The sequence below is a fragment of the Streptomyces africanus genome, from assembly GCF_002150735.1.
Classification (GTDB): Bacteria; Actinomycetota; Actinomycetes; order Streptomycetales; family Streptomycetaceae; genus Streptomyces; species Streptomyces africanus.
In genome coordinates, this window is record NZ_MUKA01000021.1 from 65,651 (window position 1) to 80,011 (window position 14,361).

Consider the following 14,361-nt stretch of genomic DNA (forward strand, 5'->3'; position numbering starts at 1 on the left):
TGCCTAACTGCCCTCGCGCCATGCCTGCCACAGTCGCGCGTACCGGCCGCCCCGAGCCACCAACTCGTCGTGTGTGCCCTGCTCGACGACGCGGCCCGCGTCCAGCACGGCGATCCGGTCCGCCGCCATCGCCTGGGTCAGCCGGTGCGCCACGAACAGGGTGGTCCGGCCCGCGCACGCGGCCAGGACCGCGCGTTCCAGCTCGGCGGCGCCCTCGCTGCCGGCCTCCGCGGTGGACTCGTCGAGCACCACCACGGGCGAGCGGGCCAGCACCAGCCGGGCCAGGGCGATCTGGGCGACCTTGGTGACGTCCAGACGCTCACCGCCCTCGCCGACCCTGGTGTGCAGCCCTTCGGGCAGCGCCTCGACCCACGCGTCGGCACCCACCGTGCGCAGCGCCTCCGTCAGCTCGGCGTCACTCGCCCCGGGCGCGGACAGCCGCAGGTCGTCGGCGAGCGGGCCGGAGAACACGTGCGTCTCCTGCGTCAGGATGCTCACCAGGGCCCGCGCCCCGGCCTCGTCCAGACCCGCCAGGTCCGTCACGCCGATGCGCACCGACCCGGCCTCGGGGGTCCCGATGCCCGCGATCAGCGCGGCCAGGGTCGTCTTGCCCGCGCCCGTCGCACCCACCAGGGCGAGTGAACCACCGGCCGGGATCGTCAGATCGACGTCCCTCAGCACCGGTTCCTCGGCCCCGGGGTAACGGAACGTCAGCCCCCGCACGGTCACCGGCAACGGCTCGGCATCCGCCGGCGTGACAGCCGGGTCACCCACCAGCCGGCCCTCACCGGCCTCCCCCAGCACGCCGACCAGCCGGGTCAGGCTGGCGCCCGACTTCTGCGCCTCGTCGAAGGTGAACATGATCAGGCCCAGCGGGCCGAACAGCCGGTGGAACAGCAGCGGGGCCGCCGACACCTCGCCCAGGGTGGCGGCGTCGGCCTCCAGCAGCGCGTATCCCACCACGATGATCAGGACCAGCCCGATGAACTCGGCGCGGTTCTCCCGGCCTACGAACCGGCCGAAGAACCGGAACACCTCGATACCGAGATCGCGCACCCGCCAGGACTCGCTGGTGACCTTCTCGCGGAAGGCGCCCTCCAGACGGTACGCCCGGACCGTGTCGATCCCGTTCAGACCGCTGATCAACGCCTGCGCGCGGTCGGCCTGGGCCACCCGCTGCTTGCGGTAGAGCGGGGCGGAGCGGGGCAGGTACCAGCGCAGGGCCAGCGCGTAGGCGGGCAGCGCGCCGGCGCCCGCCAGTCCGAGCCGCCAGTCCAGCCCGAACATGCCGAACGTGGCGATGGTGACCAGCACTCCGGCCGAGAAGACCGTGGGGATGGCCGTACGGATGCCCTTGGAGATGACGGCCACGTCGTCGCCGACCCGGGACAGCACGTCACCCCGGCCGACCTGTTCGATGCGGGCGCTCGGCATCCCCAGCACCGCCCGGACGGCCCCTTCCCGCAGCCGCGCGAGCAGGTCGGCGCCCAGCCGGCCGATCAGAAAGGTCGACACCGCGGTGGCCGTCGCGCCGAGCAGCGCGGCGGCCCCGATCAGCACCCCGATGGTGACCAGGACCGAGCGCGACTCGCCCTCGACCACGCCGTCGACCACCCGGCCGAGCAGCAGGACCGGGAGCACCTGGAGCGCCGCGCCGGCCACCGTGGTGAGCACGGTGGCCGCCGACAGCCAGGGCACCTCGCGGCAGTGCGCCGCGACCCATCGGGCGGCCTCGCGTCCGGTCGCCGTGTGCAGGGCCGCCGGAGCGGGGCGGGTGGCGGTCGCGCTCACACCGCGCCCCGGGCGGGCAGAGGACAGGACAGGGTGACCGGCATCGCTACTCGGCCACCGACTTCACGAGCTCGTCGACGGCGTACGGCATGGACAGCAGCGTGCCCTGGGAGATGGCCGCGCCGACCGCCGGGCCCTCGCTGTCCAGCAGATAGGACACGTTGCCCTTCTTCACGGCGTCCAGGTTGGCGAACAGCTTGAACCTCTTCAGGGCCGCCGTGTCGGCCTTGTCGTTGATGACGAAGATGCGGTCGACGTCGACCAGGTCGACGCGCTCGGGCGAGAGCTTGGTGTAGAAGCTGCCGCCCGCGACCTTGTCGATCTCGGTCTGGTACTGGAAGCCGATGCCCGTCACGAGCCGGCCGCGCACGTCGGTGGAGGTGAACGGCGCCACCGAGTTCTCGTACCAGGACAGGACGACGGCCTTCTGCTTCGCGAGTTCGGGGTGCGCCTTCTTGGCCGCGTCGAGCTTGGCCTGGATGTCCCGCACCATCTTCTCGCCCTCCTCGGCCTTGCCGAGTGCCTTGGCGATGTGCACGGCGTTGTCCTGCCAGGGCGCACTGAACGGCTCCTTCTCGGCCTTGGTGCGGGCCACCGTCGGCGCGATCCGGGAGAGCTTGTCGTAGCCGGCCTGGTCGATCTCGGAGTAGACCGCGATGATCAGGTCCGGGCGCAGGGCGGCGATCTTCTCGTAGTTGGGCCCGGTGTCACCGTTCTTCATGATGACCTCGGGCTTGGTGTCACCCCACTTGTCCTTCACCCAGGGCCACTGGGTGTTGATGTCGGGGCTCTTGCCCGCCGGGTTCGGGTACTGGTCGGTCATGCCGACCGGCTTGACGCCGAACGCCAGGACGCTCTGGTCGTCGGTGTAGCCGACGGTGACGACCCGCTTCGGGGCTTCGGTGACCTTCGTGGTGCCGAACGCGTGCTCCACGGTGACCGGGAAGGCGCCGGCCGCGGCGGTCGAGGAGTTGTCGCTGCCCTTGTCCGCCGAGTCGGATCCGGAACCGCACCCCGCGAGGAGGCCGACGCCGAGCGTGGCGGCACCGAGCAGTGCCGCGACCCGCCGCCAGGGCTTCCTGCGCGTCGTTCTGTGGAGGAGCATCCGTCAATCCCCTTGCTTTTCCGCACGGTCCACTACGCCCCCGGGTAAGGGCAGGCAAACCGTACCGCAAGCCAGTAAGGCAAGCCTAGCCTTACTTCAGTAAGTTTATGGCGGACTGGTCGAGTTGGACGTGCGTGCGACCGATCGGGACGACGAGCGGCCGGTCGCCCACCGGGTCGTCGATGACCTTGGCGTGCAGCCCGAACGCCTCGTGCAGCAGCTCGGCGGTCAGCACGTCACGGGGATGCCCCTGGGCCAGGATCGACCCGGCCCGCATCACCACGAGGTTGTCGCTGTAGCGCGCGGCCAGATTGAGGTCGTGCAGCACCATCACCACGGTGCATCCCGACTCGTGCAGATCGTCGACCAGATCGAGCACATCCATCGCGTGCGCCAGGTCGAGATAGGTGGTCGGCTCGTCCAGCAGCAGCAGATCGGTGCCCTGGGCCAGGGTCATCGAGATCCAGACGCGCTGCCGCTGCCCGCCGGACAGCGCGTCGACCGGGCGGTCGGCCAGATCGGACACCCCGGTCATGGCCAGCGCCCTTTCCACCACCTCGGCGTCGTCCGACGACCACTGGCGCAGCCAGCTCTGGTGCGGATGGCGGCCCCTGGCGACCAGGTCGGCCACCGTCAGCCCCTCGGGCGCGACCGGCGCCTGCGGCAGCAGGCCGAGCTTCCTCGCCACGTCCCTGGTCCTGAGCCGGGCGATGTCGTCACCGTCCAGCACGACCGTCCCCCTGGACGGCTTGAGCAGCCGCGACAGGGTCCGCAACAGGGTCGATTTCCCGCAGCCGTTGGGGCCGATGATGGTGGTGATCACGCCGGGGGGTATCGCCACGTCGAGATCGTCGATGACGGTCCGGGCGCCGTACCCGACCGTGACGCCCCTGGCGGCCAGCCGTGCGGTGCGACCGGACTCGGACTCGACCCCTGTGACGGACTGGGTGTCCACAAGGCCCCCTCACTTAGGCTTGCCTGACTTTGTATCAGCTATCTGCGGTTCGCCCGTACCAGCAGATGGACGAGGAAGGGACCGCCGATCGCCGCGGTGACCACGCCGACCGGGAGACTGACGGGCAGTGCCGTGCGGGCGACCAGGTCCGCGCCGGTCAGCAGCAGCGCACCGACCAGTGCGGAGGCCACCACGGGCGGCGTCGGGCAGCGCGCCAGACGCATCGCCACCTGCGGCGCCACCAGCGCCACGAACGGGACCGGGCCCGCCGCGCTCACCGCCACGCCGGCCAGCAGCACCGCGCACAGCAGGAGCACCGCCCGCACGGCCCCGTAACGGACTCCCAGGCCCGCGGCGACGTCGTCACCGAGGTGCATCGGCTTGAACTGGAACGCGGCGCCCGCCACGACGGCCAACAGGACGAGCGTGCCCCACAGCGCCACCTGGACCTCGTCCCACGAGCGGTCGTCCAGCGAGCCGACCAGCCACGCCTGGGCCTGGGCCACGTCCCTGATGTCGGCCGTGACCAGCAGCCAGGTCGTCAGGGCCTCCATCACGGCGCTCACCGAGATGCCGATGAGGATGAGCCGCAGACCGTCGATGCCGCGCCGCCACGCGAGGAAGTACACCAGCAGGCCCGTGCCGAGACCACCCATGAGGGCCGCCGCCGACAGGCCCACGGAGCTGACGATCGCCGCGGCCGTACCGCCGGACACCGTCACCAGGAACACCGCGACCGCGCTGGCGCCGCCCGTGATCCCGAGGACGTCCGGACTCGCCAGCGGATTGCGGGCGATGGACTGCGTGAGCGCCCCGGACACGCCCAGCGCGATGCCCACGACGAGCCCGGCCAGGGCCCGCGGCATCCGTAGGTCCATGATCACGAACTCGTCGACCCGCTCGCCCCGGCCGAAGATCGTGGCGATCACCTGGGGCAGTCCGATGGGGAAGTCCCCGACGCCGATGGACAGACAGAACACCAGGAACGTCGCCGCCGCGAGCAGCAGCGAGACGCACACGATCCACGGCCGCCAGACGAACGACACCCGGCCGAGCCGCACGCCCGGCGTCACCGACGGCTTCACGTCTGTCCCGTTCATGCCCGGCTTCACGCCTGTCCTGTTCATGCGCTCTTGAACTTTCCGCGCCACACCAGAGCCGCGAAGAACGGGGCGCCCAGCAGAGCGACGACGACACCCGCGTCCAGCTCGCCCGGCCGCACCACCAGTCGCCCCACGATGTCGCAGACCAGCAGGACGACGGCGCCGAGCAGTCCCGCGTACGGCACCAGCCAGCGGTAGTCGGGTCCGGTCAGATACCGGGCCACGTGGGCCACCATGAGCCCGAGGAACGCGATGGGCCCGCACGCGGCCGTCGCGGCGCCCGCCAGCAGGGTGATGGCGATGATGCCGATGGTCCGGCTCAGCGCGATGTTCACGCCGAGCCCGCGCGCCACGTCGTCACCCAGGTTGAGCAGGTTGACGGCGGGCAGTGTGACCAGGGCCAGCACCAGTCCGGCCGCGATGAAGCCGGTCACCGGCCAGATGACGCCGAATCCGACGCCGGCGACCGAGCCGGCGTTCCAGAACCGCAGCGCGTTCAGCGACTTCTGGTCCGACAACGCGATCGCGGTGGTCATCGCCGCGAGGAACACCGTGACTCCCTGCCCGGCCAGGGCGAGCGTCAGCGGGTTCCCGGCGCCCCGTCCGATGCTCGCCAGCCCGAACACCACGACCCCGGCGACCGCCGCCCCGAGGAACGCGAACCAGATGTACTGGAACGGGTCGGAGAGCCCGAACACGGCGATCACCGTCACCACCGCGAACGAGGCACCGGAGTTCACGCCCAGCAGGCCGGTGTCGGCGATCGGGTTGCGCGTGTACCCCTGGATCAGCGCGCCGCCGACCCCGAGGGCGACGCCCGCCACGATCGCGAGCACCGTCCGGGGCACCCGCACGGTCTCCACGATGAGCCGGATCTCGGTGAGCCGCTGGTCGGACTCCGGTGCCGCGAACAGCCCGTGCCACACCTCGCCGGGGCTCAACGCGCGCGCCCCGACGGCCAACGACACCGCCCCGGCGGCCACGAGGGTCAGCACCAGCACGCCCAGGCCCACAACGCGCCGCCGACGGCCCGGAGTTGTGGCCTTGGACGCGGGGCGCTCCACTGCGATCGTGCCCATGTCGACGTACGTCATCCCTTTGATCTGCGCTGTCGTGCCTGCCGGGTGGGTGGACTAACGCGCCGCGCTGCCCGTTCCGTCCGCGACCGTGCGGGCCGCGTCGGAAGCGGACTTGCGGCCCCGGTCGAGGAGCGAGTCGAGGATGTCGCCGACCCTGACGGCGGTGTTGGACAGCAGGGACGAGGTGATGCCGTGCGTGTGCTCGGTGCCGCCCTGGAGGTAGATGCCGCAGTGCAGCTCCGGCTCCGTCGCGATGCGGTAGTCGCGCTCGACACGGACGCGGCCCTCGGCGTCCCTCAGGCAGCGGTCGGCCACCTCGCCGAGCAGCCCGACGGGGTCGGCGGGGCTGTAGCCGGTGGCGAACACCACGACGTCGGCGTCCAGGAGGGTCTCCTCGCCGGTGACGAGGGACGTGACGGCGGCCGTGACCTTGTCCGGCGTCTGAGTGACACCGGTGAGCCGGGAGACGTTGAGGAAGCGCAGGCGCTCGGTGCCGAGGACCTTCTCCCGGTACATCTGCCGGTACAGGTCGTCGATCAGGTCGATGTCCACCACGGAGTAGTTGGTGTTGCCGTGGTAGTCCATCAGCCGGCGTTTGACGTCCTTCGGCGCCGCGAAGAACGCGTCGACGGCCTCGGGGTCGAAGATCCGGTTGGCGAAGGCGCTGTCGTCTGCGGGGCTGTAGCCATAGCGGGAGAAGACGGCGCAGACCTCGGCCTCGGGGAAACGCCGGTGCAGGTAGGCGACGTTCTCGGCGGCGCTCTGCCCGGCGCCCACGACGACGAACCGGGACGGCGAGGCGCCCTCCAACGCGTCGACCCTGCCCAGCAGTTCGGAGTTGTGCCAGACGCGGTCGCCGCGCTCCACGCCCTCCGGCATGAGGGGGCGCAGGCCGGTGCCGAGGACGAGGTTGCGGGCCCGGTGGACCTCCAGGCCCTCCCCCGACCGGACCGTCACATCCAGGTACTCCACCGCGCCGTCGCGCACGACGGGCATGACGCCGACGACCTCGTGGCCGTAGGAGACCATGTCGTCGACCTGGCCCGCGGCCCACTCGAAGTAGTCGTGGAACTCCACCCGCAGCGGGAAGAGGTTCTTGTGATTGATGAAGTCGATCAGCCGTCCCTTGCTCTTGAGGTAGCACAGGAAGCTGTACTCGCTGGCCGGGTTCCGGAGCGTCACCAGGTCCTTGAGGAAGGACACCTGCATGGTGGCGTCGTCGATGAGCATGCCCCGGTGCCAGCCGAAGCGCGGCTGCTGCTCGAAGAAGTGAGCGGAGACCGCCTCTCCCCCGCCGGCGCGCGCGTTGTGCTCGCTGAGCGCGATCGCCATGGCCACATTGGACGGCCCGAAGCCGATGCCAATGAGGTCGTGGATCAAAGGGGCGTCGCCAGGACGAGCCTGTGCCATGTCACTCCCATCGTACGAAGTCGGGCAGCCGAAAGAGGCACCACCCAAAACTTAGGTAAGGCTAAGCTCATCCCATAGGGCTGTCCATAGACAAAACGGACTCGCACGCAGGGCGCGATCGTCAACACGCTCGCAAACTGGGCCCGTTGACCACTTAGGTAAGCCTTGCTTTACTGGCCACGGCCATTCCCTGCTTCGAGGAGGAACCCCATGCGGGTCGTCATGTTCGGTTACCAGACCTGGGGGCACCGCACCCTGCAAGCCCTCCTGGACTCCGAGCACGACGTGGTCCTGGTCGTGACGCACCCCAAGAGCGAACACGCCTACGAGAAGATCTGGAGCGACTCGGTCGCCGACCTCGCCGAGGAGAACGGCGTACCGGTCGTGATCCGCAACCGCCCTGACGACGACGAGCTGTTCGAGCGTCTCAAGGAGGCCGACCCGGACATCATCGTGGCCAACAACTGGCGTACGTGGATTCCGCCGCGCATCTTCGACCTGCCGCGCCACGGCACGCTGAACGTGCACGACTCACTGCTGCCGAAGTACGCCGGCTTCTCGCCGCTGATCTGGGCGCTGATCAACGGAGAGCCCGAAGTGGGCGTCACCGCGCACATGATGAACGACGAACTCGACGCGGGCGACATCGTGCGGCAGGAGGCGGTGGCGGTCGGGCCCACCGACACGGCGACCGACCTGTTCCACAAGACCGTCGACCTCATCGCCCCGGTCACCATCGGCGCGCTCGGCCTCATCGCCTCCGGGCAGACGGAGTTCACCAAGCAGGACCGCTCCCGGGCCAGCTTCTTCCACAAGCGGTCGATCGAGGACAGCCGCATCGACTGGACCTGGCCGGCCGAGGACCTGGAGCGGCTGGTCCGCGCCCAGTCCGAGCCGTACCCCAGCGCGTTCACCTTCCACAAGGGCAGGCGCCTGGAGGTCCTGGCCGCCGTCGTCTCGCAGGGGCGGTACGGCGGCACGCCCGGCCGCATCTTCTACCGCGAGGGCGAGGGCGTGGTCATCGTCGCCGGAGCCGACGCCCGCACCGGCCGCAACCACGGTCTCGCCCTCACGCGCGTCCGGACCGAGGACGGCCGCGAGCTGCCCGCGGGCGAGTACTTCACCGCCATGGGCGGCTACTTGACGAACCAGCCCTGAGGCCGCTGTGAAACTTCTGTGCAACGCGTGGGGCTTTAAGTTTCAAGATTCCTCTCGCCCGGCGGCTGCTGCGACAGTGAGCCCCATGGGGGCAGTACACGATGTCGAGTCGAACCACCGGGACGACAGTTGGCCTACCACGACACCTACCACCGGACCGCCGGCACGCTCCTGAGCCCCGTCCTCGGCTGGGTCCTGGCACTCACCGGGGCCGTGGTGCTCCCCCTGACCGTCGCGACGGCCCTCGAACCGGAACCCGGGCAGTGGCATGACCAGAGCCCCGGCCTGTACACCGTGCGGATCGCGGAGGACGCGGCGGAGAAGCCGGGCGTCCCGACGCCGAAGACCGACGGCCCACCGTAGCCAGGGGATCACGCCCGCCAGGAGTACCGCCGTTCGGGCCGGCCGGCGACGCCGTAGCGCAGGGACACCTCCGCGCTGCCGGTGCCGTGGAAGTACTCCAGGTAGCGGCGGGCGCTCACCCGGGACACGCCGGTCAACGCGGCGCACTCGGTGGCGGACAGGGTGCCGTCCGCCGCGCGCAGGGCCCGCTCGACGAGTTCGGCGGTCTCCACACTCATGCCCTTCGGCAGCGCGGGGGCCGGTGCGGGGACGCCCGCTCCGGCCAGCACCCGGTCGATGTCGGCCTGGCCTCGCACCACCGCCGTGAGCAGCCGTCCCCGCTGGGCGGCGTAGCGCTCCAGGCGGGGGCGCAGGTCCTCGAAGTCGAAGGGTTTCAGCAGGTAGTCGACGACCCCCTGCCGGACGGCGCCGCGGACCGTGTCGGCCTCCTGCGCGGCGCTGATGACCATGACGTCGCAGTCGTGGCCGGCGGTGCGCAGCCGGGGGATGACGTCGAGGCCGAACAGGTCGGGGAGATACAGGTCGAGCAGGACGAGGTCGGGGCGCAGTTCGTCCACGGCCTCGATCGCCTGTGCGCCGGTGTGGGCCACGCCGACGACCCGGAACGGCTCGACGCGTTCGACGAACGCGCGGTGGACCCGGGCCACCATGAAGTCGTCGTCGACCACGAGGACGTCGATCGTGCCCGCCTCGGCGCGCGTTCCGGTCATGTCGCGCGTTGCGGTCATGGGGCCGCTCCTTCCGCCACCGCTTCGGGGAGGTGGCTGACGGTCATGCGTGCGGTGAACACGGCACCGTCGGGGGTGTTGGCCACCGAGATCTCTCCTCCGTGCCGTTCGCAGACCAGCTTGGTCAGGGCCAGTCCGATACCGCGCTCGCCCTCCCGCGCGGCCTTCGTCGTGAAGCCGTGGGAGAACACCTCGCGGGCCAGTTCGGGAGCCACGCCCGGCCCCGAGTCGCGGACCGCGATCTCCACGCTGGAGGCGTCCTGCCGCAGCGCCACCTCGACCCAACGCTCCCCGGCGTGCGCGGCGGCGTCGACGGCGTTGTCCACGAGGTTGCCCACGACGGTCGCCACGTCGGCGGCGTCCTCCGGGGCCAGCCGCTCCAGCGCGGTGTCGTCCGAGATGCGCAGGCTGACCTTCCGTTCGGCCGCGAGGGACGCCTTCGCCATCAGCAGGGCGGCCACCGCGGTGTCCCGGACGCGGCGGCTGAGGGTGACGTCCAGGGACTGGCGGCGCTGGTTCAACGCGCGGATGTAGCGGACGACTTCGTCCTGCTCGCCGATCTGGATCAGCCCGGAGATGGTGTGCAGCTGGTTGGCGAACTCGTGCGCCTGCGCCCGCAGCAGCTCCGAGGAGCTGCGGAAGGAGCCGATCTCCCGCTCCAGGCGGGCCAGTTCGGTGCGGTCGCGCAGGGTGGTGACCGAGCCGAGGAGCCGGCCGTCCTTGGTGACGGTCATCCGGTTCATCACCAGCACCCGGCCGTGGCGGACGACGACCTCGTCCCGCTCGCCCGGGGCGGTGCCGGCCAGCACGTCGCGCAGCCGTCCGTCGATGCCCAGGGCGTCCAGGCTCTGGCCGACGCAGTCCTCGGGCAGGTCGAGCAGGCGGCGGCCCATGTCGTTGACGAGGGTGAGCCGGTGCTGCGGGTCCAGGGCGATGACGCCCTCGGCGATCCCGTACAGCATCGCCTCCCGGTGCTCGGCGAGCCCCGCGATCTCCCCCGGCTCCAGCCCGAGGGTCTGCCGCTTCACCCGCCGTGCGAGCAGCCAGGAGCCGGCCACGCCGAGCCCGCTGGCGATGCCCAGGTAGGCGAGCAGATACGAGGAGGCGCCGCTGAGCCGCTGCCAGACGGTCGGGTCGGCCTCGCCGATCATCACCGTGCCGAGGATCCGGCCGAGGTTCTCCTGCGTCGCCCCGAGGACGGGGACCTGGGCGGCCAGTTCGCGGTTGCCGTCCAGTGTCAGCTGTCCCGCCCAGCCCCGCGCCTGGTCGGCGCCCGGCTCGGCGGGCAGCCGCTCGCCGACCACCGTGGGGTTCGTGGAGCTGACGATCCGACCGGAGGCGTCGGCCACCGTCACCGAGGTCACCCCGGACTGCGCCTGCGTGGCGTGCACCAGCGGGGCGAGCGTCTCCCCGGGCGCGGGACGCACCAGCTGGCTGCGCACCAGGGGGTTGGCGGCCAGTTGTTCGGCCAGCGCGCTCACCCGGCGTCCCTCGACCCGGTTGAAGGTGGCCTGCGACTGGGCGAGCGAGACCGCGGCGACCGCCAGCAGCACCACCACGACGATGGCGAGCTGGAGCACCAGCATCTCGCCCGCGAGCGAATGGCGACGAAAGGTGGCGACCACAATGAACTCAATCTTCAATGCCGACACAGGTGGGGCGGCTCATGTGCCGAGTCGCACAATCATGACCCCGGCCAGGGAAAACCGGAAGTGAGGTGTCATGAGACGTCCCGCACGCGCCGTGCTCGGCGCCTGCGCCGCCCTGGTCCTGCTGGCGGCCGGGGCGTGCGGCGGGTGGCCGGGCGAGGCGCCCGCGCGGGACCTGCGGCTCATGGTGCCCAACACCCCGGGCGGCGGCTACGACACCACGGCCCGGACCGCGGCCCGGGTCATGGAGGAGACCGGGATCGCCTCGGACGTCCAGGTGTTCAATCTGCCCGGCGCCGGCGGCACGGTGGGCCTGAAGCGCCTCGCCGACGAGAGGGGCAACGGCGCTCTCGCCCTCCAGATGGGCCTCGGCGTCGTGGGCGCCGCGCACGCGGCCGGGTCGCGGGTGACCGTCACCGACACCACCCCGATCGCCCGCCTCGTCGAGGAGCCCGGCGCGATCGTCGTCCGGAAGGACTCGCCGTACCGGACGATCGGCGCGCTGGTGGACGCCTGGCGCGCTGATCCCGGGAGCATCAGGGTGGGCGGCGGATCCGCCGCCGGCGGGCCCGACCATCTGCTGCCGATGCGGCTGGCGCAGACCGTCGGCATCGACCCGCGGAAGGTCGCGTACGTGCCGTACGACGGTGGGGGCGGCGATCTGCTGCCCGCGCTGCTGGAGGGCAGGGTCTCCATCGCCACCAGCGGGTTCGGCGAGTTCCTCGACCAGATCCGCGCCGGCCGGCTGCGGGTCCTGGCCGTCACCGGTGCGCGGCCGGTCGCTGTCCTGCCGGGTGTCCCGACCCTGACGTCATCGGGGATCGACCTGGTCTTCGACAACTGGCGGGGCATCGTGGCCCCGCCCGGCATCAGTGACAGCGACCGGCGGCGCTGGGTCGAGGCGCTGACCGAGCTGCACGACTCCCGCCAGTGGCGGGCCGAACTCCGCCGGCACGGCTGGTCGGACGTGTTCGCCACCGGCCGTGCCTTCGAGTCCTATCTGGCCCGGCAGGACGAGCAGATCGCCGGTCTGGTCCGCCGGCTCGGGCAGCGGTGAGGTCAGGAGGCGCTCGCGCTCGGGCCGATGCCCCGCAACTTCCTGACCGTGCCGCCGAGTTCGGCGCGCAGGGGCTCCAGCATCTCCGGCTTGGCGCTGACCACCCAGCGCATGCCGACGAGGTAGGTGCCCCCGTACACGCGGGCCGCCTCCAGCCAGGTCTCCTTGAGCTTCTCCTGGGGGAAGGTGGTGATGAGGTAGTCGCCCTTCTCGGTGTGGCAGACGCCCTCGCGCAGTTCGTCCGCCTCGGTGCGGATCTTCACCTTGCAGCCGGTCAGGCCGGCGATCACCTCCACCTTCGCCGGCGCGACGACTCCGGCGGCGGGAGCGGCGGGCCCGCTCGGCGCCGCCGTCCTGCCGGCGGAGGCCGGCTCGTCGTCACCACCTCCGCAGGCGGTGACCAGGGGGAGCATGACCAGCGCGGCGGCCGGCGCGGCGGCGCGCAGCCGAGGGGCGCGGGACAGGGGCCGGTGGTGGGATCGTGCGTGCGGTTGCTGCTGGGACACGTCGTCTCTCCGGATGCGGACCGTCCCGCCCTCACGGGCGGGCAGGAGTACTCGTCAGGGGGTACGGACGCGCGCCCGGGGCCGTTCACCGAGGCAGGGCGTGTTACGCGGCGGCCTCGTCCGCGACCGTGCCCTCCGTCCCGCCGAACTGGGTCCGGTACAGCTCCGCGTAGCGCTCCCCCGCCGCCAGGAGCTCCTCGTGCGTGCCGCGTTCCACGATCCGGCCGGCCTCGACGACCAGGATCTGGTCGGCCGTGCGGACCGTGGAGAGCCGGTGGGCGATCACGACCGCCGTCCTGCCTTCGAGGGCTTCGGCGAGTGCCTCCTGGACGGCGGCCTCGGAGGTGTTGTCGAGGTGGGCGGTGGCCTCGTCGAGGATGACGACGCGCTGCCGGGCCAGCAGGAGCCGGGCGATGGTCATGCGCTGGCGTTCCCCGCCGGAGAGCCGGTAGCCGCGTTCGCCGACCACCGTGTCGAGACCGTCGGGCAACGACCGTACGAGGTCGTCGAGACGGGCCCGGCGCAGGGCGTCCCACAGGTCGCTCTCCGTGGCCGAGGGGCGGGCCAGGAGCAGGTTGGCGCGGACGGTGTCGTGGAAGAGGTGCCCGTCCTGGGTGACCATGCCGAGCGTCTCCCGCAGGGACCGCGCGCTCAGGTCGCGGACGTCGACGCCGCCGACGCGTACGGCGCCCTCGTCGACGTCGTACAGGCGCGGCAGCAGCTGCGCGACGGTCGACTTGCCCGCGCCGGAGGAGCCGACGAGCGCCACGGTCTGCCCCGGTTCGGCGCGGAAGGAGATGCCGTGCAGGACCTCGTCACCGCCCCGCTTGTCGAGCGTGGCGACCTCCTCCAGGGAGGCGAGGGAGACCTTGTCGGCGGACGGGTAGCCAAAGCGGACGTGGTCGAACTCGACGGCCACGGGCCCGTCGGGCACCCGGCGCGCGTCCGGCTTCTCCTCGATGAGCGGCTTCAGGTCGAGCACCTCGAAGACCCGCTCGAAGCTGACGAGGGCGCTCATCACCTCGACCCGGGCCCCGGCGAGCGCGGTCAGCGGCGCGTACAGCCGGGTAAGGAGCAGCGCGAGCGACACGACGGCGCCGGGCTCCAGCGTGCCGCGCAGGGCGAGGGCGCCGCCGAGGCCGTAGACCAGGGCGAGGGCGAGCGCGGAGACCAGGGTGAGGGCGGTGATGAACGCGGCCTGGGCGGTCGCCGTCCGGACGCCGATGTCCGCGACCCGGCGGGCGCGTTCGGCGAACTCGGCCGACTCCTCCTCGGGGCGCCCGAAGAGCTTGACGAGGGTGGCGCCGGGTGCGGAGAAGCGCTCGGTCATGCGGGTGCCCATGGCCGCGTTCAGCGTCGCCGCCTCCCGCTGCATACGGGCCATACGGCGGCCCATGCGCCGGGCCGGGACGACGAACACCGGCAGCAGCACCAGCGCGAGCAGGGTGATCTGCCAG

Annotated in this window: 13 protein-coding genes; 3 read left to right on the top strand and 10 right to left on the bottom strand. The window is 71.6% G+C overall.

Going from position 1 to position 14,361, the window contains the following annotated elements:
• Positions 1–3: 3 nt before the first annotated feature.
• The 6 genes from CCL05_RS03520 to CCL05_RS03545 form a co-directional block, all read right to left on the bottom strand.
• Positions 4–1,791, bottom strand: coding sequence for an ABC transporter ATP-binding protein (locus tag CCL05_RS03520; protein WP_086559000.1), 1,788 nt, complete (start codon positions 1,789–1,791; stop codon positions 4–6).
• 46 nt (positions 1,792–1,837) lie between these two features.
• The gene (locus CCL05_RS03525) at positions 1,838–2,896 is read right to left on the bottom strand and encodes an iron-siderophore ABC transporter substrate-binding protein (protein ID WP_086559001.1); all 1,059 of its coding nucleotides are present in this window, start codon (positions 2,894–2,896) and stop codon (positions 1,838–1,840) included.
• Between the two features lie 91 nt (positions 2,897–2,987).
• On the bottom strand, positions 2,988–3,851 hold the full coding sequence (locus CCL05_RS03530; RefSeq protein ID WP_086559002.1) for an ABC transporter ATP-binding protein: 864 nt from the start codon (positions 3,849–3,851) through the stop codon (positions 2,988–2,990).
• A 38-nt stretch (positions 3,852–3,889) separates the two neighbouring features.
• On the bottom strand, positions 3,890–4,951 hold the full coding sequence (locus CCL05_RS03535) for a FecCD family ABC transporter permease (protein ID WP_425275886.1): 1,062 nt from the start codon (positions 4,949–4,951) through the stop codon (positions 3,890–3,892).
• Between the two features lie 23 nt (positions 4,952–4,974).
• Positions 4,975–6,033 (bottom strand): FecCD family ABC transporter permease, encoded by a 1,059-nt coding sequence (locus CCL05_RS03540; RefSeq protein ID WP_086559016.1) that lies wholly within the window; start codon positions 6,031–6,033, stop codon positions 4,975–4,977.
• A gap of 54 nt (positions 6,034–6,087) precedes the next feature.
• Positions 6,088–7,443 (bottom strand): lysine N(6)-hydroxylase/L-ornithine N(5)-oxygenase family protein, encoded by a 1,356-nt coding sequence (locus tag CCL05_RS03545; RefSeq protein ID WP_086559004.1) that lies wholly within the window; start codon positions 7,441–7,443, stop codon positions 6,088–6,090.
• 210 nt (positions 7,444–7,653) lie between these two features.
• Between CCL05_RS03545 and CCL05_RS03550 the strand changes: the two genes are divergently transcribed.
• Together CCL05_RS03550 and CCL05_RS03555 are read left to right on the top strand one after the other, a co-directional pair.
• Positions 7,654–8,601 (top strand): methionyl-tRNA formyltransferase, encoded by a 948-nt coding sequence (locus CCL05_RS03550; RefSeq protein WP_086559005.1) that lies wholly within the window; start codon positions 7,654–7,656, stop codon positions 8,599–8,601.
• A 129-nt stretch (positions 8,602–8,730) separates the two neighbouring features.
• A complete protein-coding gene (locus tag CCL05_RS03555; RefSeq protein ID WP_086559006.1) occupies positions 8,731–8,964 on the top strand; it encodes a hypothetical protein in 234 nt (77 codons plus the stop codon).
• Positions 8,965–8,972: 8 nt separating this feature from the next.
• Here CCL05_RS03555 and CCL05_RS03560 read toward each other — a convergent pair whose 3' ends face one another.
• The gene (locus CCL05_RS03560; RefSeq protein WP_086559007.1) at positions 8,973–9,692 is read right to left on the bottom strand and encodes a response regulator; all 720 of its coding nucleotides are present in this window, start codon (positions 9,690–9,692) and stop codon (positions 8,973–8,975) included.
• Positions 9,689–11,317: a sensor histidine kinase gene (locus tag CCL05_RS03565; protein ID WP_086559008.1), complete on the bottom strand. Its 1,629-nt coding sequence runs from the start codon at positions 11,315–11,317 to the stop codon at positions 9,689–9,691. Before CCL05_RS03565 ends, CCL05_RS03560 begins: the two co-directional genes overlap by 4 nt.
• Before the next feature lie 97 nt (positions 11,318–11,414).
• Between CCL05_RS03565 and CCL05_RS03570 the strand changes: the two genes are divergently transcribed.
• On the top strand, positions 11,415–12,398 hold the full coding sequence (locus tag CCL05_RS03570; protein ID WP_086559009.1) for a Bug family tripartite tricarboxylate transporter substrate binding protein: 984 nt from the start codon (positions 11,415–11,417) through the stop codon (positions 12,396–12,398).
• 2 nt (positions 12,399–12,400) lie between these two features.
• Here the strand turns inward: CCL05_RS03570 and CCL05_RS03575 are convergent, their stop codons facing one another.
• Both CCL05_RS03575 and CCL05_RS03580 read right to left on the bottom strand, forming a co-directional pair.
• A complete protein-coding gene (locus CCL05_RS03575; RefSeq protein WP_086559010.1) occupies positions 12,401–12,904 on the bottom strand; it encodes a hypothetical protein in 504 nt (167 codons plus the stop codon).
• Between the two features lie 103 nt (positions 12,905–13,007).
• Positions 13,008–14,361 (bottom strand): ABC transporter ATP-binding protein (locus CCL05_RS03580; protein ID WP_086559011.1); only part of this gene is annotated, 1,354 nt, incomplete at its 5' end.